Genomic DNA, 21034 nt, shown 5'->3' with positions numbered 1-21034 from the left:
GCTCAATTTCTCGACTTCGTTCTGTGCCGGTCCACCTCGCGACATCCACGAGTAATCTTGCAGTCAGTAGTATTAAACCGATTAGCAGGAAAGGATCGATAGGTGACTGAAGCCTCCTAGCGTAACGGCGAAGCTTTGGAGCTAACTTCAGTCTATTTGTTGGAATAGTCATACCCGTAATAGTCTTCCCCATACCCCGCTTTGCGCGCGTCGTATTTCGTCAGCACGCCGCCGATCAGTCGGGCTGAGGCGCGCTGGAGGCGGCGCAGGGCGCCCTTGGCCTGGCCGAAATGCGCGCCACCCGCTTCGGTCACGAACAGCACGCCATCGGAGTGCGCGGACAGGTGGATCGCGTCGGCCAGCGCCATGACCGGAGGCGCGTCCAGGATGACGATCTCGAACCGCTCCCGCAATTGATCGATTACGGTGCCGAGCGCCTCGCCCGACAGGAGAGTGGCGGCATCGGGCGGGATCGGTCCCGAGAACAGGAGCTTGAGCCGCCCTGTCCCGCCCTCCGCTTCGCCGCCTTCCAGGCCGTCATGCAGGACATCGTCCAGCGTGCGCCGACCGACCAGCAGGTCGGACAGGCCGGCAGGCCTATCCTCGCCCGCAGTGGAAACGAAACGATGGAGCGTCGGTGCACGCAGATCCGCGTCCACCAGTACCACCTTGCCGCCCGTCGCCGCCATATCCTGGGCGAGCGCGAGCGCGGTGGTCGACTTGCCCTCTCCCTTGCGGCTGCTGGTGATCAGCAGCGTATGCGGGATCCCGCTGGTGGAAGACAGTTCGATCGACGCGCGGATCGCGTGATACGCCTCGCTCAAGGGTGAATGCGGTTCGCGAAGAGCGGTCCGTGGATCGCCGTCGCGCACCAAGGGTACCGCGCCGAGCAATGGCAGGCGCAGTTTGTCCTCGAACTGGTCGGGTGAGCGGATCGTATCGTCGAACCATTCGCGCGCGAACACCGCAATCACCGACAGGGCGATCGCCGCCAGCAGCGCGGCCAGCGCGAACAGCTTGATATTGGGGTGGATCGGGCGGCGCGGCACCTGCGCCTCGTCGACAGGGGTCACGTTGTTGGGAACGACCCCGGCGGCGGCCGATACTTCGCGGAAGCGATTGAGCAGGCTGTCGTAGAGCGCCCGGTTGGTGTCCACTTCGCGCCGCAGAATATTGTAGCGGACGCCGCGATCCTGTTCGGAATAGGTATCGGCCTCGAGGCCCTGAACCTGCGATTGCAGGGCGTTTTCCTGGCGCGCGGCGGTTTCGTATTCGTTGCGGATTGAGGCGCGCACGCTGCTGGCGATGGCTCTCATCTGCCGGTCGATTTCGGCCAGTTGCGCATTCACCTGGACCACTTGCGGATGGTCGGCGGTCAGGCGTTCACTCAGCGAAGCGAGCGTGCCGGTCAGTTCGGCCTTCTGTTCCGCCAGAGCCATGACGGTCCCGTTGGACAGGACCTGGGGCAGATCCATCAGATTGGTGGCCTGGGCCTGGCGCCATCGTTGTTCGGCCATGGTGCGGGCCGCCTGCGCGGAGGCGTAGGCCTGATTCAATTGCATCAGATTTGCCACGGTCGGCGAGCGGGTGGATCCTCCTTCCGAAGAGGTTCCGGACGTATCGATCAACCGCGCACCGCGCGCATATTCGTTGAGCTGCTGTTCCGAGTTTTGGAGCCGCTGGCGGGCCTTCTCAAGCTGGTTTTCCAGGAAATTGCGCGCATACGATGTGGTCGAAAAGCGCCGCTCGATATTGCCGGAGATGAAGTTCTCGACATAGCTGTTGGCGACCCTGGCGGCGAGTTCGGGATCGCGGCTGGAAAACGTGATCTCGATCACACGCGTATTGGGCGGCAGGTTGACGCCCATATTCTCTTGCAGGACCTCGATCACCTGCTCTTCGCGCGACGTGCTGTACAGGCGCTCGTCGATATCGGCGCCCATCGCCTCCAGAAAGGCGTCGCTCGTCGCCAGGCCGAGGCTTTGCGACACACGCTGCGCCAGCGACTGGCTTTTCAGAATGTCGATCTGCGTTTGCAGGAAACGGTCGACCTCCGTCCCGATCGGCATCGGCTCCTGCTCTTCCGTGCCGAGAACGCGCGCCGCCTGCTGGTCGATCTGAATGCTGGCGCGCGCCTGATAGATCGGGGTCGTCAGCAGCACGCCGATCACGCCGATCAGCAGGGCTATCGCGAAAATGGCGAGAATGACGAAGCGATTGCGAAAGATCGCGGCCCAGATCGAGCGTAGATCGATCCACTGGCGCGGCTCTCGCTCGGCATCGTCTTCGATGAGGAAGATATCGTCGGGCTGATCGAGATGGATGGCCGAAGGCGCCGTCTGCACGGTGGAGCCCATCAGAAACGGGCCGCCGACAGGGCGAAAAGGTTCAGGACCGGCACGGCGAGCAGGATGTTTTCCTTAAGCCCGCGGCTGCGGGAATAGCCGACGATCACGACATCATTTCCTTCGATCAGGGGATCGGGGTCCTGCGCCTGGCGGATACGCTGAATGTCGAACACCGCAGCCTTGGGCTCGCCATCGATCGTGCGGAGGACGACGACGTCTCGCGTCGCAGCAACGTCGGTTTCTCCGCTGGCCAGAGCGATCGCTCCAAGCAGGGTGGTGGCACCGGCTATCGGATAAATTCCAGGCTCGTCCACTTCGCCCTGGACCGTGACACGCTGCGATACGGATTCGGTTATGGTCACCGTAACCTGCGGATGCAGATAGCGGGAACGCAGCTCATCTTCCAGCGAGCGCGCTAGTTCGCGAGCCGTGAGGCCGGCTGCCTGCGCATTGTCGACAAACGGAATCGATATCAGGCCGGATGCATCGACCGTGAGCCCCTTCATCGTCAGATCGGGCTCCTGGAACACGGTAACGTCGATCTTGTCGAGCGGTCCTATCCGGTATTCCTTGAGCTGACGCGAAGCGCTTGCCGCAGGGACGAGCGCATAGGCGGCATCACCGCGCGGAACATCAACGCCGACGTTGTTGTTGGCGCAGCCGCCAATTGCCGCGCTAAAAATAGCAACAGCGATCAAACTATACCTGATCATCCCGACCCCCGCTTGGTCCGGACACCAGTATTAACTCTTTCGATTGTGCATTGCAACGTTCCCTGCAATGGTGCCCTGAACGGCTTGCCTTAATCCGGCAGGCTGATGATTTCGATTGAGTCGAGATATAGGATCGCAGGATCGCGGGCTTGGTCAGCGACCACGAACTGCAATGTCTGCGTCGTGCATCCGCGTTCCGGCACTACGAATTCAGCTGTCAGAGACTGCCATGAGTCTCGAGCGGTGTCGTACCGAGCGTTCAAGGGCGACGAAGGTGCTCTACGGTCCGGCGAGGTCTGGCAGACGATTTGCCACTCGGGGAGGGCGGAGACCGAGGCCTGCGGCCTGATCGCCAGTCGCAGGCGGTAGAGCCCGGGAGCCAGCGTCATGGTTTGTTCGGCAATGGTCCCGGTCCCGATGCCACGGTCGGACACAATTAGAGCATTTCCATCCCACGGGTTTTCGATCTCACCGATGACGGCGTTTACTCCGAATGCCGTGCCCGATCGCCAGTCACGCGATGAGCGAGCTCGGTTCGGCAAGGGGCCGGACCCGCTCGAAAAGGTCCCATTGTCTATAAGGCCGCTCGAAAGACGGCGGACGGCAGCGGTTTCACCACGCGCCTGCAATCCCGATATGATCGTGCTCCGCTCGGCTTCGGTTACGGGCGTCGGCGACTGCGACAGACCCTCGACGAGCGTCACCGTCCCCGCAGCGGAGATTACGCCCGTTCGACGATAATTTTCGAAGAAATCGTGACGCCAGGAAGGGGCGACGCCCAGCGCTTCGGCGACGGCGTCCGGGCCGTTGCGATCGGCAAGGAGCGACATCATCGTCGTGCCCGCAATCGGGTTCTCAGGGTCCATGCGAAGCAGCGCATCGAGATGAGGCGTCGCTTTCGCCCGGTCTTCGCCTTGCAGGGATTGATCGGCCAACCAGCTTTGAACGATGATGTCACGCCAGCCGAGAGGTTCTGCGAGAGCCATCCATCTTGCAGCCGACGCCTCGTCGCCGGATCGCCACGCACAGCTTCCCAGCACGGCCAGCGCGGTGCTGCTGGCCGGCGCAATTCGCAGCGCCTGTACAGCGGCTTCCTTTGCTTCGTTACAGCGATCTTCTGTCAGGCGGGCATAGGCGAGCGATATCCAACCGGTCGACGAGAAGGGCTGTAGCGCGACAGCCTTTTGCGGATCGCGAATTTCGGCGCGCATTGAGAGAGCGAAGGATACGGACAAAGCCGATAGGCTTAGGACCACGATTGCGCTGGCAATGGCCGCTGCGGAACTTTTGAAGGACCGTGTCCGAGCCTTATGGGGCAGGGCGAGCAGGCTCAGCGCAAACGCCCCCGCCGCTGCCAGTGCCGTCATGCGCAGCGGATAATCGTTAAACGAATGCAACGCGAGGATGAGCACGACTGCAAATCCACCCAGTAGAAATATGGGGTTACGCCCCGCCGTATTCCCCACCCGTCGATGGTGTTGCAGAGCGCGAACGACGATCGCAATCAATCCCGCGAGCAGGAGGGCGGCGAGCGCTCCCCCTTCCATCACCAGTTCGAGATAATCGTTATGCGCGTGGTTCGGATAGTATGGATTGACGAGCCTTAAAGGCTCCCAGACGGGGATGAGGCTGCGAAAGGTGCCGAGCCCCGTGCCAATAGGAAACGTATCGCCGATCGCTTCGGCAGTCATGGCCCAGAACCCGTAACGCGGATTATCTCCTAACGAAGCGAACCGCGCGAGGACGCGGTCAGCAGTGGGGGTGAGAAGCATCGCGATCAGGCCGATCGCAGCACCCAGGGAAAGGTAACGCCATGGGCCTCGCTTCTCAGCTGGCCTTGCCAGAAACAATGCGGCGAAGACTGCCAGGGGCAGGAGAACGAGACCGGACCGGGACTTCGTTATGAGCAGGGCGAAGGCGAAAAGAGCTGTCAGGGCGAGCAGCATCCATTTTTTTTCCCAGCGCGCCCCTGATCGCACGGCCCCCTCCACACCGCAGGCGATGATGCCGACGAGCATCATGTCCGCATGGTGGGTGCGGTTCGTAAATAGTCCCGAGGCAGCATTCCGCGTCGAGTTGGCCCACAGGCTGAAGGAGAAGCCAGTCGCAAATTCCACGACGCTGACAATGGCTCCCGCCAGTGCGGCAGCTATCACCACGCGCCACAGCAGCAGTCGCCCATCTTTACTCAGGGTCAGGGTTCCGCACAGTATTGCGGCCGGTATCAGCGAGGCGAGAAGAGTGCGGGCCGTTCGATCCGGCGCGAGACTGAGCGGACGCCAGGAATCCGCGAGCGATATTTCGCGCTGCACCGCAATTGCCCAGGACCGACCGGGCAGATCCAAACCGATTGCCGGGGGAAGCGGGACGAGTTGCAAAAGTATCAGCGCGAACCAGGCCGTCATCAGCAAAAGCAAGCCTTTTGCGATCGGCACGGTCGTAATCCCGCGCAGGCGAGGAAGCGTGATGAACAGAAGTGCGAGCGCGCCAAGCTCCAGAACCGACTGGATCAAAGGGTAATAAGCCCCGGCGCCGCCCAATAGGAGGCAGATGGCGAAATACCCCGCGTTGATCCGTGAAAATCGCTGGTCCGAAGGCATAGCCGCTTCAATTCCCCCTACCGACAGCCGCAATTCATCCTCCCCAAGGAAACCGAGCTTAACTGCCAGTTTTGTACGGAAACTCTTGGTATCAATTCATCGGATGAAGTCGCCAAGCTTCTGTGTTTTTCGAAACCTGGCTCGGCAAGGTTTACGCCAGTTTACCATAACACTTCAACAGACCTTATCGGGTTGTTTTCTAGTCTGGCTCCTGTTGCAAAACAGGACATTTCCACATGCTTCGCTCCAGTCCGATTTGGTCGCTCCTCGGCGCAAGCGCGGCGGCAATTTGTCTCCTTGCTGGCGTCGATGCCGCCCAAGCACGGTCGAGCGAAGCCGCTGAAACAAGCGATACGCGTCCCAGCAACGATCTACGCCTTGCGACTGTTGGGTACCGGTTGGCGCGCGCAAACGCCGATTTGTGCACAAATCCGCAAATGATGTCCGGGCTGCTCATACATGACATTGCAAGCTACGCTGAACGCGATCGCGCCAAAATCACCGCCCATTACAAATTGGAGATGGGGTTCGGTGTTCGCGATCTAGTGCCTGAAAGCGCCGCCTCCCTGTCGGGATTTCAACGCGGAGACGAAATCATCACAGTCGATGGTTTTCCGATGAATGCTTTCGCGTTGGAGCAAATCGGTCGATCCGCTTCCTACGATCGCGTTGAACATTTCAATTTCTTCCTTTCCGAAGCCCTCGCCGATGGTTTGGTAGATGTGGATGTGAAGCGGGCGGGAGAAACGATTTCCCTGCATCTCGTCGGCGAACCCGGCTGCGGCGGACAAGTGACCGTAATGCCGGATCGGGCCTTGAATGCGTGGACGGACGGGCGCTTCGTGGCTGTGACAACTCGCATGATGGAATTGGCGACGACGGACGATCAGCTCGCCTTCGTGGTGGCTCACGAGATGTCGCACAATATTCTCGACCATACCGGTCCGTCGGAACCGACGAGAACGATTTTCACTGCGTCGCGTAAGGGCGGGGCGGGCGTTACCAGTTCGGCGAGCAATTCAAAGAACCTCGAAATCGCTGCGGACGAACATGCCGTTTCCATGCTTTTGCGTGCGGGCTACGATATCGACGGAGCGACAATCTTTTTAAAGAAGGCGGGCCGGATCCGTTGGTACGACATACCGATCGGCCATCCCGGGATAGGGCGGCGCATCAAAAACGTGACACTCGCAGCCGCAAAATATGTTGAGGAGCGTCGGCAGTCCGCGCAACCGTATGAGATGGCTTTAGCCAGCGCTGAGATTGGTTCCTCGGGACCCGGCGCGTCAGCCTCCGGCTTGCCGAGCGTCTTATCTCAACCCGATGAAGGCGTGATTTGGAGCAAACCGTATGTCGACAGGGTCGGCGGGGAGATCCGGATCGCGGACTTCAAGCTCGGCACGACGGTCGGCATTCTGGCGGCGAGCCAGCGTTCTAAAACATTGTCCAATCCTGTGCCGCCCGAATTCGCCATATCGAGCCTGAAGGACACGGATTTGCAAAGCGCATTGTTGAACCCTGAGGTAATAAACGGCCTGCTGACCGCCGTAACTACCTGGAATCCAAGTGCAGTGTATGTGAATCAGGTTGCATTACATGACGGCAATTCCGCGCCGCAAGTCTAGGCTTGAATCGGCCTGACTCTCACAGGACGAATTTCGCCCGCGTATCAGTGTTGCGATTACTGCGGACTTGCGTCGCTACCGCCAGCTGCCAACGCCGCCGCAGTGCCGCCGGCGCCCGCCAAGCCAAGCAGAGCCAAAGCAGGCCCGAAGAAGCTGCGCCTGCGTTCCACTTCCGGTCCGGCCGGATCGGGCAAGTCGCCCTCGGCAGCAGACTCGCCATCGACGCTTGAAGGGGTGCCGTCAGGTGCTTCCTGAGGCGCAGACGCCGCCGGTGTCAATTCGGTAACTGCGGGATCGACATCCTGAGACGAGACGGAGGACGAAATCCCTACGGTGGCAAGCACCATGCTCACGCCGATCCCGATTTTCGTAGCGGAGTAAGGCAACGTCTTCGTTCCTTCTGTAAATTGACTAGGCAAACTATCGTTAACTGCCTTTGGGGTCAAGGTATAAGAATCCGACAAACTAGATCTCGAAGAGCGGGGCCGTCCTTTTGTCTTATATTTCAGAATGATCTCGCTATCGCCTGTAATCGCGGCCCACTGAAGCCGAAGCGGAATAGCATCAAAAGCGGACGGGAGGGTAATCAGCGGCAAACGCAACTGCGATCTAGCCCGTAGGATGATCCCAGCGAATCGCGCAGCCTGAAACTTTTCTTACTCGAAAGCGTAATGGGTTTTGCACCGGATGTTCACGCTTTCGCCTTTGACTTTCTCAGGTCGAGATTGAATATGTGGGGCACGGAGAGAGGAATAATCGTGTCGTACATCAATGGAAAAACTCACCACCGCGAGGGGAGGGCGCCGCCGCGTCCGCTCTGGGAAGCTCCCAGATGGCAAAGGGCCGAATATCTGGTTTCCAGATTTGCGGGGTATGTAGCCCTTGTCGGGGTGGTAGTGGGCCTATTCCTGATTTTCGCCTAAGATATTAAAATGATCTGATATTTTGCGCATAACTCAGGCTATGCCAGAGCTTTCGCACGCGGGATGCGTGTTGCTGACGCGATTTTTTGCCATCGTCTTCTGGAGAGGAGGCGACAGGTAACATTTGCATCAAAAGTCTTCCCGATTTAAGACAGCCATCTAAAATCAGAACAAATGGATTCGGCCCGTTGGCTCGGGGACGCTATGAAGCGGGTCACGAGCGGTCGAAATACATAACATCCGATGGTCGCCTTCAAGAATTTGTAAATTCGAAGACACTTCGAAGACTAGAAGGGTGGCCGATGGAAATCAGGGAAGTGATGGGGGGTGGCGCTGATCCTGCTGTAGTCGCGCATTCCGGGCCCCAGCGAAACAATGGAGCATGGCGTGCCTTAGCTTGGACTGCGGCACTTGGCGTCGATGTTGCCATGCTCGGCACAGCTTTCCTGACGGCAAACCTATTTCTGAATGGCGGCATGTTCCGGTCCGAAGATACAACAATGCTGCTCGCATTGGGTGGCATCTTTCTGCTTAGCTTTTTTTATGCGGGAGGATATCTGTCCTCTTCTTTGGTTTCGATTCCCAAGTCGCTTGGACGCATCACCCAAGCGTGGCTCGCCTCGATAGCTCTCGTTTTGCTGGTTTTCTTCTCGATCAAGACTTCGTCATCTCTGTCTCGCAGCCTTTTCTTGACGATCGCTATCGCAACTCCGTTTTTTCTCTGGTCGGGTCGAGCTGCGCTTCTCTATATCGCCAATGATCTGCTGAAGATCAGACTAGAGCGCCGCTTGGTTATCGAAGATGGATTGCCCGTACAGGTCCCGGAAGGATGGGACCTCGCTCGTGCAGACCGCTTCGGCTTTCGTCCGGATCCGGAAAATCCGGTCAGTCTGCACAATTTTTCAGGCCTGGTCGCGCCCTACGATCGGGTGGTTATTTCCTGTCCTACCGAGCGCCGCTCGGCGTGGGCGCTCTATCTCCGATCGGCAGCCTGTGACGGTAAGCTCGTCATGCCAGAGCTTTTCGATATCGTCGGCTGGCGCGTACGTCCATTCGAACCATGGCCGACCCTGCAGGTCTCGATCGGGCCGATGAACTTGCCTGCGCGCGTTGGGAAACGCGTCTTGGACCTTTCCATCACCGCCCCGCTCATTGTTCTGCTGAGCCCGGTGTTTTTTCTGGTCGCCTTGGCAATCAAGTTGGATAGTCCCGGTCCGATTTTGTTCAGACAGCAAAGGATGGGGCGCCACAATCGCCTCTTCGATGTCTTCAAGTTCCGTAGCATGTATGTGGAGTCCACGGATCGTGACGGGACGCGATCCGCCTCTCGCGATGATGATCGCATTACCCGCGTGGGCCGCTTCATACGCGCCACCAGTATCGATGAGCTTCCCCAGCTTCTCAATGTTCTGCAAGGCGATATGTCTCTGGTAGGCCCGCGTCCGCACGCGCTCGGATCACGGGCGGGTACGTCGCTTTTCTGGGAAATCGATATGCGATACTGGCTCCGCCATTCGGTGAAACCGGGTATTACGGGACTTGCTCAGGTTCGTGGCTATCGCGGCGCTACACCGAAGCACGAAGACCTGACCGATCGGCTATCGGCAGATTTGGAATATCTCGATGGGTGGTCGCTTAGCCGTGACCTCATCATAATGCTGCGGACCGCGACTGTCATGGTTCACCGTAACGCCTTCTAGAGAACCGAAAATAGGCTGATCGATACAGAAGTCTCGGACGAACAAGTGCGTCCATTTTCTCGCTCTCGCTCCATCCTTGGTAATCGCTTCTTAAGATCGCGAACTCGGAAGGCGCATCACGCCGTTTCGAGCGACGGAAGAGACGCGTCCGGCAGAGCGCTTCAGCCGATGCATAAACGAGCAAAGAGCACGCGCTTTTAGAGGCATCGTCGATCCCCGCTCGCCCCGCCAAGCGCTTGCCATCCACCACCGGATACGCGGGAACGCGCCAACTTTCGTTAAATACGCATTATAGCCTGTTTTCAGAAACTTAAGGAACATGTGAGAGTGTGCTCCGTCTTAGACTCGGAGCGGAGTGGAAAATTTTCTCATGTATATCGGCAGGGTCTATCAAGGAAGAGACAGTAAAGCACACCGCCATAAAAAGAATGAGGGCGGGTCGATTTCACAAGCTGATCATGAGAAACTCACAGAGGCCAGCGGCATTGGCATCGTTACGTCCGATGCGGAAGGCAAGATAACGAGCTGGAATTACGCCGCGGAACGAATGTTCGGGATCCAATCGTCCGCAGCAATCGGCAAATCGATGGAGATCATCATTCCGAAGCGGTTTCGGGATGCGCATCGTGCCGGGCTTCGGCGCGTGGCTGGTGGTGGCTCCTCCTCTCTCATCGGGCAAACCGTCGAAGTCATGGCTATCAGAGCCGACGGAACGGAATTTCCCATAATACTTTCGCTTGCATGCTGGGACTCGGGCGGAGAGATGCATTTCGGCGCCTTCATGACCGACATCACCGAACGGCGCGCTGCCGAGGCGAAACTGGAACACCGGGCCACGCACGATCAGCTCACGCGGCTGTTGGGCCAGAAAGCTTTCGAACACGAGCTGGCCCGCAGCCTTGAAGATAGCGCTTGCGTCGCCGTGTTCATGATCGATTTGGACAATTTCAAAAGTATCAATGATTCTCTCGGCCATCCGGTCGGTGATACATTGCTGCAATCGTTCGCGCTGAGGCTTAAGGCGATCGCGGCCCCCTCTTGGATCATCGGGCGTCTGGGCGGAGACGAGTTCGCCATTGCGGTGCCGATTGATGCGCCGCTGCCCGACATCCAAAATACGGTGGATGGCCTGATGCGTCGGATCAGCAAGACCTTCAGCGTGGACGGGCATCGCCTTCAGATATTCGCCAGCATAGGCGTCGCGTTCGGCCCGACGGACAGCGATAACGCCGAAGAATTGATTGCGCTGGCAGACCGCGCGATGTTTCAGGCAAAACGAAGCGGAGGCCGCAAGGTCAAGCTCTTCGATCAGGCCATGCGTGCTGACATCGCAGCCAGGCGTCAGATCAACGATGCGCTCATCCTGGCAAGCAAGCGCGACGAATGGGAGTTGTTCTTTCAACCGCAATTCGATCTTTCGACCCGGCAATTGACGGGAGCGGAAGTTCTTTTGCGGTGGCGACATCCGGAATTGGGCCTGATCGAACCTGCGGTATTCATGCCCGTGCTGGAAACCCACTTGGTGGCGTTCGAAGTCGGGCAATGGGTATTGGACGAAAGCTGTCGTCAATTGGCTGCCTGGCGCAAGACCGAACTGAAATTACCGCGCATCAGCGTCAATCTATTCGCGGCGCAGTTCCATGCTCCCTCGCTGAAAGGTAACGTGATGCGCACACTTGCCCATCATGGTCTGGAGCCACAGGATATCGAGCTCGAAATTACCGAGAAGATCACGCTGAATTTCGACCGGGCGAGCATCGGCCCTTTATACGATCTCGTAGCCTGCGGGGTAGGGGTCGCCCTCGACGATTTCGGGACCGGCTTCGCCTCGCTGGCAACCTTGACGCGCGCTCCGATCACGCAGCTCAAGATCGACCGCCGGTTCGTCGAGAATATCGCGGACGATCCGCATAATCGTGCCGTCGTCGCCGGGATGGTAGCCATCAGCGACACCCTTGACGTGGGTTTGATTGCGGAAGGGGTCGAGACTCTCGAACAGGCAGAGCAACTTCAGGCGATGGGCTGCCAGATCGTGCAGGGTTTTCTATTCGGCAAACCGATGAGCGCTAAGGATTTCGAAAAATTCTATTTCGATAGGGTCGCGTGCGCAGCCGTCGCTTAAGCGTCTTATCCGGCTTGGCATCGGCCTGTCGCCTTGGCGAAACTATCCGTATCGTCGGCGTCAAAACGGTGTCGGAACGATGCTGCGCCTGGCTTGAAACGTAGTTGCGAAGGTATCGGTCGTGTCTTTATCGACAAGAGGTCTGCTGATTGCCTTGCCGATCATCGCCTTGGTGATCGGAGTAACGACGTGGTTCTCCTACAGTTCAACGATAGCCAATTTCGAAAGCCGTGCAAGCTGGAGCGATGGAAATAGTTCATGAGCGGCAGCTTCTTTATCGCTCTGGTTCTGACCGTGATTGCCGCGCTGGGCGGGCGGGACCAATTGCTCGTCGCGCGGATACGAGCCGCGGGCGCGCAGCGGGGCGGCCTTCCCCTGCTCGTGATCGGGATCGCTTGCGCCGTCCTGACCGGGGCGCTGGCGGCGTGGGCCGGAGGGGTCGTGGACGCGATGATCTCGGATGCGGCGGAAACGATGCTGGTCGCCTTCGCGCTCGGCCTGGCAGGGCTTGAACTGCTCTGGCCCAATCGCGAGAAACGCCTGCTCGAACCGACCCGTTCGCTCGGCGCTATCGCGCTGGTTCTGCTCGCTCGCCAGGTTTCGGACGGTCCGCGCTTCGTCATCTTCGCTTTGGCGGCAAGCAGCGGAGCGCCGCTCTTGACCGGCGTCGGCGGAGCGGTGGGCGGGGCGGCCGCGATCGCGCTGGGCTGGTCTTTAGGCGCGGCGCTCGAACGCTTGCCGCTGCGCCCCGTGCGCCTGGCTTTAGGGACGATCATAGTAGTCGCCGCGATCGTGATCGGACTGACTGCGCGCGGAATTGTCGGGTGATCGATCCAGCCGATCACTGCGATGTGCAAACCGCCTGAAACATACTGGCGGCATTCTCGTTGGGATAAACGACAATCTTACCGACTGAATGAAGGATGTATGATGGCCGATATTGGCAACAACTCGAAGACCGCTCTCGTAACCGCTCTCAACGGCGCGCTGGCCGATACGCTGGCGCTGTATCTCAAGACCAAGAATTTCCACTGGCATATCGCCGGTCCGCGTTTCCGCGATCTCCATCTTCTGTTCGACGAGCAGGCCGCCCAATTGCTCGGCACGGTGGACGACATCGGCGAGCGTGTGCGCAAGAACGACGAATACACGCTGACCTCGATCGGATCGGTCGCGAAGCAGACGCGGATCGAGGATCAGGACGATGTCACGATCACGCCCGACGCGATGGTGATCGAACTGCGCGATGGCAACAAGCTGCTCCACAAGCGCCTGAAAGAGGTGAAGGAGGCGGCCGAGGAAGCCGGTGACAATGCGACCAGCGGCATCGTGGACGACTGGGCCGACCAGTGCGAAGAGCGGATCTGGTTCCTCAACCAGACGTCGAAATAAGGCCGGAGACGGGTTGGCGCTTGGGGAGATCGCGAGTATCGCCGTCCTATGAGCGACCGTACAATCCGTAACGGAAAAACCGATGACGCCATAGCCGACTGGCTTGCGGACAGACTTGAAACGGCGTTCGAGCGCGGCGGGCCGGTGGCGATCACCGTACCCGGTGGCTCGACGCCGTTTCCGATTATCGAGACCCTGATCGCGCGCGACTTGCCATGGGAACGTCTGGTGGTCTGGCCGAACGACGACCGCGTCGTTCCCGAAGATCACGCGGCCAGCAATACCGGCAAGCTGCGTGCCCTGTTCGAGCGGGTGGGAGCCGAGGTCGCGACGCTGACCATCATGGAACAGGTCCCGCATTTCGCGCTCGCCTGGATCGGCATGGGCGCGGACGGTCACACCGCCTCGCTGTTTCCCAATACCGATCCCCAGATCGACGAAGATCGCTCGATCGTGCGGCTGACACCCGATCCGCTGCCGCCCGAAGCGCCCTTCGACCGGATCAGCCTGACCCTGCCCGCTCTGCTCGCCAGCGACGAGATCGTGCTGGTCGCGCGCGGCGAGGACAAGCGCCCGGTTCTCGACGCCGCTCTGGCTGGCGAGAACGACCTGCCGATCGCCCGCCTTTTCGGTGCGGCACATCAGCCCGTCACGGTCTTCACCTGATGTCCGGCGCGCTGCAGCGGCGGTTTCTGCGGATTGCGCACAAGCTGCGGGACCGGTGGCGGCGCTGGCGCAAGACGCCGCTGGAAGGCGTGTCGATGATCGCGCGCGATCTCGACGGTCGCGTCCTCTTGGTCCGTCACAGCTATGGTCCGCGCGCGTGGTATTTTCCCGGTGGCGGCATTCGCAAGGGCGAGACGGTCGAACAGGCTGCGGCGCGCGAATTGAAGGAAGAAACCGGCTGCGAATGCGACGGGATCTTCCTGGTCGGGCAGTTCGAAGAGGAAATCTCCGGATCGCCCCACACGGCAAATGTCGTCACATGCGTCACGCATGATGTGCCCAAGCCAGACCGGCGCGAAGTGGTGGAAGCGCGCTTTTTCCCCACCCATTCGCTGCCTGAACCGCTGAGCCCGCACACCTCCGCGCGGCTGCGCTTTTTTCAGGATCCCAAGAACATGGTCCGCGGCGCCTGACGCTTTAGAGCAGCGAAAGCTGCGCCGACCGCGCCGCCTTTTCGCGCCGCGAGCCCTTTTCCACTCCTTCCAGTGACGACAGGGTGAGGCCCATCAGGCGGATCGGGCGCGGGAGCGGCAATTCGCTTTCCAGCAATTCGCGCCCGATCGCGGCGAATTCCGCCTTGTCGCCGACCAGATGCGGCACCGATTTCGCCCGTGTGTTGAGCGTGAAGTCGTTGTATTTGAGCTTGAGCGTCACGGTCCGCCCGCGCGCCTGCGATCGCTCGATCCGCTCCCATACGATATCGACGATCCGCTCCAGCGTGGCGCGCAAATCCTCGGGCGCGTGCTGGTCCTCGTGGAAGGTGCGCTCGCCCCCCACCGATTTGCGCGTCCGGCTTGAGCGGACGGGGCGCAGGTCGATCCCCCGCGCGGCGCGGTAGAGATATTCTCCGAAACTGCCGAAATTCGCCGTCAGCCAGGCCTGGTCCTTGGCCGCGAGGTCCGCGCCGGTGGCGATACCGAGCCGCTGCATCTTTTCTTCCGCCCGAGGACCGACACCATGAAAACGGCGGATCGGCAGGCTTTGTACGAAATCCGCGCCCATTCCCGGTTTGATGACGCAGATCCCGTCGGGCTTGTTCTGATCGCTGGCCAGTTTTGCGAGGAATTTGTTGTAGCTGACCCCCGCGCTCGCGGTCAGCTGGGTCTTGGCGCGGATTTCCTGCCGGATCATCTGCGCGATGCGCGTGGCGGTACCGATCCCCAGCCGATCTTCGGTCACGTCGAGATAGGCTTCGTCGAGGCTCAGCGGTTCGACCAGATCGGTGTGGTGATGGAAAATGGCCCGGATCTGCTGCGATACTTCGCGATAGACGTCGAACCGGCTCTTGCAGAACACCAGATCGGGGCACAGGCGTTTCGCCGTGACGCTGGGCATGGCGCTCTTTACGCCGAACTTGCGCGCTTCGTAACTGGCGGCGGCGACCACGCCGCGCCCGCTCGATCCGCCGACTGCGACCGGGCGACCGCGCAGTTCCGGATTGTCGCGCTGTTCGACGCTGGCGAAGAAGGCATCCATGTCCACATGGATGATCTTGCGCAGGCCGCTGCCGGGCGCACCCTCGTCATCATCGTTGTCGGAACCGCAATCGCCCATGCAGGAATAGATAGCGAGCCGAGTTGCAAATCGGAACCTTAGCCGCCACCTGACGCTTTGTGCAGATGCGAACGGAACAGCTAGCGACGGGCGAGCGCCCGAGGGCCGAAGCGGCTCGGCGTCCCCATATCAGCGAACGCTCGCTGATATGGATGATGGCGCTGCTGATGGCGCTGAATGCGTTCGGTATCGATTCCATCCTCCCCGCGCTGGACAATCTGGCGAGCACTCTGGGGGCGGAAGGCAATAGCCGGCAATTCGTCGTCGGTGCCTATTTGATCTGTGCGGGTATCGGCGCACTGGTGCCGGGCAGCTTTGCCGACCGATATGGGCGTCGCCCGGTCCTGTTCGTGGGCCTCGGCATCTATATCGCGCTGTCGATAGCCTGTTCGCTGGCGACCGATTTCACCACCCTCGTCATTTTGCGCGCAATCCAGGGTTTCGGCGCAGCCTCCATCATCGCGCTTCCTCCCGCCATCATCCGCGATCGCGTCGGCGGGGACAAGATGGCCCGGATGATGAGCCTGATCTTCGTGATCTTCCTGATCGTCCCCGCCATCGCGCCGACGATCGGGCAGGGTATTCTGGAGATCGCGGGCAGCTGGCGCTGGATTTTCGCAGCCATGGCGGCGGCGGGCACGGTGATGGCCGTATGGGTCTATACCAAGCTGCCGGAAACGCTGCACGAGGATGACCGCGTGCCGATCCGCCTGCCCGTGATCGTGCGCAATATGCGCCACTCGCTCACCCTGCGCGCCACGATCGGCTATACGCTGGGCAGCGCGCTGGTCTTCGGCGGCCTGTTCGGTTTCATCAATTCCTCGCAGCAATTGATCGGCGAGGCTTTCAATGCGGGCGATCTCTTCCCGCTGATTTTCGCGATGTGCGCGGGCGCGATGTCGATCGCGAACTGGTCCAACAGCCGCATCGTCGAACGCTTCGGCGCTCGCCGGGTCAGCCATGCGGCGCTGTTCGTCTTCATCGCCGTCGCAGGCGCGCAATTGTGGTTCGCGAATCAGCCGGACGAGAGCCTGTGGACCTTCGTGCCGCTGATGGCAGCCAATATGGCCCTGCTCGGATTTATCGGCGCGAATTTCGGTTCGATCGCGATGGAGCCGTTCAAGCACATCGCCGGGGCAGCCAGCTCGGCGCAGAGCTTCCTGCGGTTGACGACCGGGGCCGGGCTGGGTGCGCTGATCGGATTTATGTACGATGGCACTGCACGCCCGCTGGCGACGGCGCTTTTGATCACTGCCGTGCTCAGCCTGATCTTCGTGCTGTTCAGCGAAAAAGGCGAATTGTTCGGCGCGCCGCGCCCAGAGGCCGACTGACCCCTCTATTCGGATAGCGGCTCCACCACGGCCAGCACCGCTTCCACCTGCACCTGCCCGCCTTCGCTGGCGGAAAGTTCGCTCACCGTTCCGTCGAACGGCGCGGTGAGGGCGTGTTCCATCTTCATCGCTTCGAGGACCATAAGGCGCTGACCGGCCTTGACGTTGTCGCCTTCCTTCACATCGACAGCGATCACCTTGCCCGGCATCGGGGCCAGTATAGCGCCATCGGCGGCGGAGGCCGCGCCGGACCCGCGAATTTCGGTCTCGAAGCCGAACGCCTGACCGTTGTCGAACACGACGATGCGCGTGCCGTCGGAAAAGCCGGTCAAGGAAGGCTCGAAAGGCGTGTCGTCCAGCTCCACCAGATGAGTCTTGCCGCGATGCGACAGCGCCACGGCATGGCGCGGTGCGCGGTTAAGGCGGAACCCGGCAAGGGCTTCGGGCTGATCGTCGTTCGAAACCATAACGATGCGTGCCGCGCCGCGCAAAACGGCCTCGTCGGGCTCGCCCGAGGGGATCAGCGCGTCGCCCTTGTCGGCGATGAAGCCGGTGTCGAGGCGTTCAGCGACGAAATCGTTATCGGACAGGGCGTTGGCGATGAAGGCGGCATTGGTGCGCACCGGCCAGACTTCCGCCGTTTCGGCCATTTCGACCAGCGCGTCGATCGCGTCGTCCCGATCCTCGCCCCAGGCGACCAGCTTGGCGATCATCGGGTCGTAATGCGGCGAAATCTCGTCACCTTCCTCCACGCCCGTTTCGATCCGGCCTTCCACGCCCAGATCGAGCCAGTCGAGCGGGCCGGTGCTGGGAAGGAAGCCGCTCGAAGGATCTTCGGCATAGAGGCGGGCTTCGATGGCGTGGCCTTCGATCGTCAGCTCGTCCTGCGTCCGGGGGATTTCTTCGCCGCTCGCGACGCGCAGCTGCCATTCGACCAGATCGACGCCGGTGATTTCTTCGGTCACCGGATGTTCGACCTGAAGCCTTGTATTCATTTCCATGAAGAAAATGCGGTCAGCGCGCAGGCCTTCGCTGGCATCGGCGATGAATTCCACCGTCCCGGCGCCTTCGTAATCCACCGCCTGGGCGGCGCGCACGGCGGCGGCGCACAGTTCTTCGCGGGTTTCCGGATCCATGCCCGGGGCGGGGGCTTCCTCGATCACCTTCTGGTGGCGGCGCTGGAGCGAGCAGTCGCGTTCGAACAGGTGGACGACATTGCCGTGGGAATCGCCGAAAATCTGCACTTCGATATGGCGCGGCGAGGTGATCCACTTTTCGAGCAGCACCTCGTCGTTCGAGAAGCTGGCCTTGGCCTCTCGCTTGCAGCTTTGCAGCATCTCCTCGAACTGCGCCGCCTCGTCGACTTTGCGCATCCCCTTGCCGCCGCCGCCCGCGACCGCCTTGATCAGCACGGGATAGCCGATCGCGTCGGCCTCTTTCTTCAATCGCTCGGGGCTCTGGTCTTCGCCGTCATAGCCCGGCGTTACCGGCACGCCCGCTTCGCGCATCAGCTTCTTGGCCGCGTCCTTCAGGCCCATCGCCTCGATGCTCGACGGTTTCGGGCCGACCCAGATCAGCCCTGCATCGATCACGGCCTGAGCGAAGCCCGCATTCTCGCTCAGAAAGCCGTAACCCGGATGGATCGCTTGCGCCCCGGTATCCTTCGCCGCCGCGATGATCTTTTCGCCGACGAGATAGCTTTCCGCCGCAGGGGAGGGGCCGATATGCACGGCTTCGTCCGCGCTACGGACATGCAACGCCCTTGCATCGGCATCGGAATAGACCGCAACGGTGGCGATACCCATGTCCCGCGCGGTGCGGATGATACGGCAGGCGATCTCGCCGCGATTGGCGATCAGAAGCTTTTGGATCATGCCGTTCGGCTAGCCCGCATGCGGACAAAAGCCAACTCTTCTGGCGAGCTACCAGCCCGCGACGGGGCGATAATCGTGGCGGGTCCAGATAATCGGCTCGTCCGGCCCTTCGGAGCGGTTGGCGATCGCCTGGCCGAAGGCGGTGAGGACGTGCCACGCTTTCTCGTAACCGGGCACCACGACGCGGCGGTCCCAGGCCAGTTGCCCGCGATCGAGAACCTTGCGCCCGATCGCGCCGTAAATGTTCGCCGCGGCCAACACCGCCCAGCGCTGGCGGAAGCGCAGGCGTGCCGCGCCCAAACGCGCCGCCGCCTCGTGCTTTTCCATCAGAGCAATCAGGCGCGGCATCAGGCTGGCGAGTTCGAAGCGGTTTTCCGGCAGCGCGTGTTCGCCCTGTTCCCAGCCCTTTTCCGCCAGCCATTCGGCGGGGAGATAGCAGCGCCCGGCATCGGCATCTTCGACGATGTCGCGCGCGATATTCGCCATCTGAAAAGCAAGGCCGAGGTCGCATGCCCGGTCGAGCGTGTCGCCATCGTCTTCCGGGACGTCCATCACCTTGGCCATCATCACCCCGACGGCGCCCGCGACGTGATAGCAATAGCGCAGCATGTCGCGCTCGTTCGACGGCGCCCATCCGGTCGCGTCGAGGGCGAAGCCGGAAATGACATCGTTCGCCATATCCGGGGTCAGTCCGCATTCGTCCGCCACCATGCCGAAGCCGTCGAAGGCCGGATCGGCAGTCGGCTGTTCGGCGAAAGCGCGGCGGGTGAGGACTCGGATCGCCTGCACGCGATCTTCCGCGCTTTTCAGATCGCCCTGATCGCCCAGCGGGCCGCCCTTGTCCTGATTGTCCGCGATATCGTCGCACCGGCGGCACCAGGCATAGAGCAGCCAAGCCCGCTCGCGCGTTCTCTGGTCGAACAGTTTGGACGCGGCGGCGAAGCTCTGCGAGCCTTCCTCGATCGCCTGCCTGGCCTGCGCCACCATGGACGCACGATCGCGACCGCCGCCCGCCTGGACGGGCGTGTCCCGCATGAAACGCGAGGATACGAGGGGACGCTCGGTGCTCAGAGGTCGGAGGCCTTCATGTTGAAGATCGGCGTATGGGGCTCGTAGCTTTCCATTTGGTCGAGCAAATTGCCTAACGTGTCGGCAGCAAGGATGATCCCCTGATGCGCGGACCGCACGAAGCCGACATCGGCCATATGGCGGTTGAAGGCGATCAGATGGTCGTAGAACCCGAAGGCGTTCAGTAGGCCCACCGGCTTGGTGTGATAGCCCAATTGCGCCCAGCTGACCGCTTCCCACAATTCGTCCATCGTGCCGACGCCGCCGGGAATGGTGACGAACCCGTCGCTGAGGTCGGTGAATTTCTGCTTGCGTTCGTGCATGCCGCCGACCGTGTGGAGTTCGCTGCAGTCGGTATTGGCGACTTCCGAATTGGCGAGCGCTTCGGGGATCACGCCGATCACCTCGCCCCCATGATCGAGCGCGCCCTTGGCGACCGCGCCCATCAGACCCAGTCTGCCGCCGCCATAGACGACCCCGATCCCGCGCTGCGCCAGCGTGGCACCGACATCGCGGGCGAGTTCGATATAACGCGGATCGGATGGCGTGGCGGAGCCGCAATAGATGGCGAGGCGTTGAAGAGTCACAAATCCTCCCCGGTACGGGGAGGGGGACCATGCGCAGCATGGTGGAGGGGCACCATCGATATTTCCGATCGAGAATTGCAGATTTCTACCAGTCGCATAACGACCGGCTCGACATCTTCAAGTACCGCCCTTGCCGGAACGCGCGTCGTAGCGACGCCGCGCGCTTTGAGGAATGCTGAACGGTTGGCATCGCGAAGCGCTGCGGGAGCGCAGTCGTGCGCACGACCGTCGATCTCGATCGCCAGCTTCACCTTCGCGCAATAAAAGTCGAGCACGTAGTCTCCAGCGGAGTGCTGGCGACGAAATTTAAATCCGCCGGGACGTTTTCGCAGCTCGCTCCACAGCGTCACCTCGGGCAGGCTCATCTCGCTCCTGAGTCTCCGGGCGCGTTTTATGGTCGGGCGGGGGCCTGTAATCATGCCCGGTGCCCCTCCACCAGCCTGCGGCTGGTCCCCCTCCCCATTCCGGGGA

The 21034-nt window shown here is 60.9% G+C and carries 17 protein-coding genes; 8 read left to right on the top strand and 9 right to left on the bottom strand.

Annotation, left to right across the window (positions count from 1 at the left end; translation table 11 throughout):
- Positions 1–152: 152 nt before the first annotated feature.
- The 3 genes from J7347_RS07585 to J7347_RS07575 form a co-directional block, all read right to left on the bottom strand.
- On the bottom strand, positions 153–2357 hold the full coding sequence (locus J7347_RS07585; protein ID WP_209161539.1) for a polysaccharide biosynthesis tyrosine autokinase: 2205 nt from the start codon (positions 2355–2357) through the stop codon (positions 153–155).
- Positions 2357–3061 carry a polysaccharide biosynthesis/export family protein gene (locus J7347_RS07580; RefSeq protein ID WP_067678158.1) on the bottom strand — a complete coding sequence of 235 codons (705 nt, stop codon included), beginning with the start codon at positions 3059–3061 and terminating at the stop codon, positions 2357–2359. Before J7347_RS07580 ends, J7347_RS07585 begins: the two co-directional genes overlap by 1 nt.
- Before the next feature lie 89 nt (positions 3062–3150).
- Positions 3151–5661 carry an O-antigen ligase family protein gene (locus tag J7347_RS07575; protein WP_209161538.1) on the bottom strand — a complete coding sequence of 837 codons (2511 nt, stop codon included), beginning with the start codon at positions 5659–5661 and terminating at the stop codon, positions 3151–3153.
- A 236-nt stretch (positions 5662–5897) separates the two neighbouring features.
- Between J7347_RS07575 and J7347_RS07570 the strand changes: the two genes are divergently transcribed.
- Entirely contained in the window at positions 5898–7286 is a 1389-nt protein-coding gene (locus tag J7347_RS07570) for a M48 family metalloprotease (RefSeq protein ID WP_082851237.1), read from the top strand.
- A gap of 56 nt (positions 7287–7342) precedes the next feature.
- Here the strand turns inward: J7347_RS07570 and J7347_RS07565 are convergent, their stop codons facing one another.
- Complete coding sequence (locus tag J7347_RS07565) at positions 7343–7882, bottom strand: hypothetical protein (protein WP_209161537.1); 540 nt, start codon at positions 7880–7882, stop codon at positions 7343–7345.
- 629 nt (positions 7883–8511) lie between these two features.
- Here J7347_RS07565 and J7347_RS07560 point away from each other — a divergent pair.
- From J7347_RS07560 to J7347_RS07535, 6 genes are all read left to right on the top strand, one after another.
- On the top strand, positions 8512–9909 hold the full coding sequence (locus J7347_RS07560; RefSeq protein WP_209161536.1) for a sugar transferase: 1398 nt from the start codon (positions 8512–8514) through the stop codon (positions 9907–9909).
- 355 nt (positions 9910–10264) lie between these two features.
- On the top strand, positions 10265–12031 hold the full coding sequence (locus J7347_RS07555; protein WP_209161535.1) for a GGDEF domain-containing phosphodiesterase: 1767 nt from the start codon (positions 10265–10267) through the stop codon (positions 12029–12031).
- A 258-nt stretch (positions 12032–12289) separates the two neighbouring features.
- On the top strand, positions 12290–12859 hold the full coding sequence (locus J7347_RS07550) for a hypothetical protein (protein WP_067678176.1): 570 nt from the start codon (positions 12290–12292) through the stop codon (positions 12857–12859).
- A gap of 102 nt (positions 12860–12961) precedes the next feature.
- Positions 12962–13423 (top strand): DNA starvation/stationary phase protection protein, encoded by a 462-nt coding sequence (locus tag J7347_RS07545; protein ID WP_067678258.1) that lies wholly within the window; start codon positions 12962–12964, stop codon positions 13421–13423.
- Between the two features lie 48 nt (positions 13424–13471).
- Positions 13472–14089, top strand: a complete 618-nt coding sequence (locus J7347_RS07540) for a 6-phosphogluconolactonase (protein WP_209161534.1) — start codon at positions 13472–13474, stop codon at positions 14087–14089.
- Positions 14089–14562, top strand: coding sequence for an NUDIX domain-containing protein (locus tag J7347_RS07535; RefSeq protein ID WP_209161533.1), 474 nt, complete (start codon positions 14089–14091; stop codon positions 14560–14562). The genes J7347_RS07540 and J7347_RS07535 overlap by 1 nt, the downstream gene beginning before the upstream one ends.
- Before the next feature lie 4 nt (positions 14563–14566).
- Here J7347_RS07535 and dinB read toward each other — a convergent pair whose 3' ends face one another.
- The gene (gene dinB / locus J7347_RS07530) at positions 14567–15703 is read right to left on the bottom strand and encodes a DNA polymerase IV (RefSeq protein ID WP_209161532.1); all 1137 of its coding nucleotides are present in this window, start codon (positions 15701–15703) and stop codon (positions 14567–14569) included.
- A gap of 65 nt (positions 15704–15768) precedes the next feature.
- On the opposite strand from dinB, the gene J7347_RS07525 reads away from it, so the two are divergent.
- Positions 15769–17034, top strand: coding sequence for a multidrug effflux MFS transporter (locus J7347_RS07525; RefSeq protein ID WP_067678188.1), 1266 nt, complete (start codon positions 15769–15771; stop codon positions 17032–17034).
- A gap of 5 nt (positions 17035–17039) precedes the next feature.
- Here J7347_RS07525 and J7347_RS07520 read toward each other — a convergent pair whose 3' ends face one another.
- Genes J7347_RS07520 through J7347_RS07505 form a run of 4 tightly spaced genes read right to left on the bottom strand, consistent with a single transcriptional unit; the run spans position 17040 to position 20982 of the window.
- Entirely contained in the window at positions 17040–18908 is a 1869-nt protein-coding gene (locus J7347_RS07520) for an acetyl/propionyl/methylcrotonyl-CoA carboxylase subunit alpha (RefSeq protein ID WP_067678191.1), read from the bottom strand.
- Between the two features lie 48 nt (positions 18909–18956).
- Positions 18957–19943, bottom strand: coding sequence for a phytoene/squalene synthase family protein (locus tag J7347_RS07515; RefSeq protein ID WP_209161531.1), 987 nt, complete (start codon positions 19941–19943; stop codon positions 18957–18959).
- Positions 19944–19975: 32 nt separating this feature from the next.
- Positions 19976–20563, bottom strand: a complete 588-nt coding sequence (locus J7347_RS07510; RefSeq protein ID WP_209161530.1) for a TIGR00730 family Rossman fold protein — start codon at positions 20561–20563, stop codon at positions 19976–19978.
- Positions 20560–20982, bottom strand: coding sequence for a DUF559 domain-containing protein (locus tag J7347_RS07505; RefSeq protein ID WP_209161529.1), 423 nt, complete (start codon positions 20980–20982; stop codon positions 20560–20562). Before J7347_RS07505 ends, J7347_RS07510 begins: the two co-directional genes overlap by 4 nt.
- Positions 20983–21034 lie beyond the last annotated feature (52 nt).

The organism is Erythrobacter sp. A6_0, from assembly GCF_017744235.1.
Lineage (GTDB): Bacteria > Pseudomonadota > Alphaproteobacteria > Sphingomonadales > Sphingomonadaceae > Qipengyuania.
Note: the sequence above shows the minus strand (reverse complement) of the source record. Positions and strands in the feature narration are given on the sequence as shown.

Bases quoted from the DNA above. Each gene is read 5' to 3' on its own strand.
- J7347_RS07585 (WP_209161539.1), bottom strand. From the start codon at position 2,357: ATGGGCTCCACCGTGCAGACGGCGCCTTCGGCCATCCATCTCGATCAG.
- J7347_RS07580 (WP_067678158.1), bottom strand. From the start codon at position 3,061: ATGATCAGGTATAGTTTGATCGCTGTTGCTATTTTTAGCGCGGCAATT.
- J7347_RS07575 (WP_209161538.1), bottom strand. From the start codon at position 5,661: ATGCCTTCGGACCAGCGATTTTCACGGATCAACGCGGGGTATTTCGCC.
- J7347_RS07570 (WP_082851237.1), top strand. From the start codon at position 5,898: ATGCTTCGCTCCAGTCCGATTTGGTCGCTCCTCGGCGCAAGCGCGGCG.
- J7347_RS07560 (WP_209161536.1), top strand. From the start codon at position 8,512: ATGGAAATCAGGGAAGTGATGGGGGGTGGCGCTGATCCTGCTGTAGTC.
- J7347_RS07550 (WP_067678176.1), top strand. From the start codon at position 12,290: ATGAGCGGCAGCTTCTTTATCGCTCTGGTTCTGACCGTGATTGCCGCG.
- J7347_RS07545 (WP_067678258.1), top strand. From the start codon at position 12,962: ATGGCCGATATTGGCAACAACTCGAAGACCGCTCTCGTAACCGCTCTC.
- J7347_RS07540 (WP_209161534.1), top strand. From the start codon at position 13,472: ATGAGCGACCGTACAATCCGTAACGGAAAAACCGATGACGCCATAGCC.
- J7347_RS07535 (WP_209161533.1), top strand. From the start codon at position 14,089: ATGTCCGGCGCGCTGCAGCGGCGGTTTCTGCGGATTGCGCACAAGCTG.
- dinB (WP_209161532.1), bottom strand. From the start codon at position 15,703: ATGGGCGATTGCGGTTCCGACAACGATGATGACGAGGGTGCGCCCGGC.
- J7347_RS07525 (WP_067678188.1), top strand. From the start codon at position 15,769: ATGCGAACGGAACAGCTAGCGACGGGCGAGCGCCCGAGGGCCGAAGCG.
- J7347_RS07520 (WP_067678191.1), bottom strand. From the start codon at position 18,908: ATGATCCAAAAGCTTCTGATCGCCAATCGCGGCGAGATCGCCTGCCGT.
- J7347_RS07515 (WP_209161531.1), bottom strand. From the start codon at position 19,943: ATGCGGGACACGCCCGTCCAGGCGGGCGGCGGTCGCGATCGTGCGTCC.
- J7347_RS07505 (WP_209161529.1), bottom strand. From the start codon at position 20,982: ATGATTACAGGCCCCCGCCCGACCATAAAACGCGCCCGGAGACTCAGG.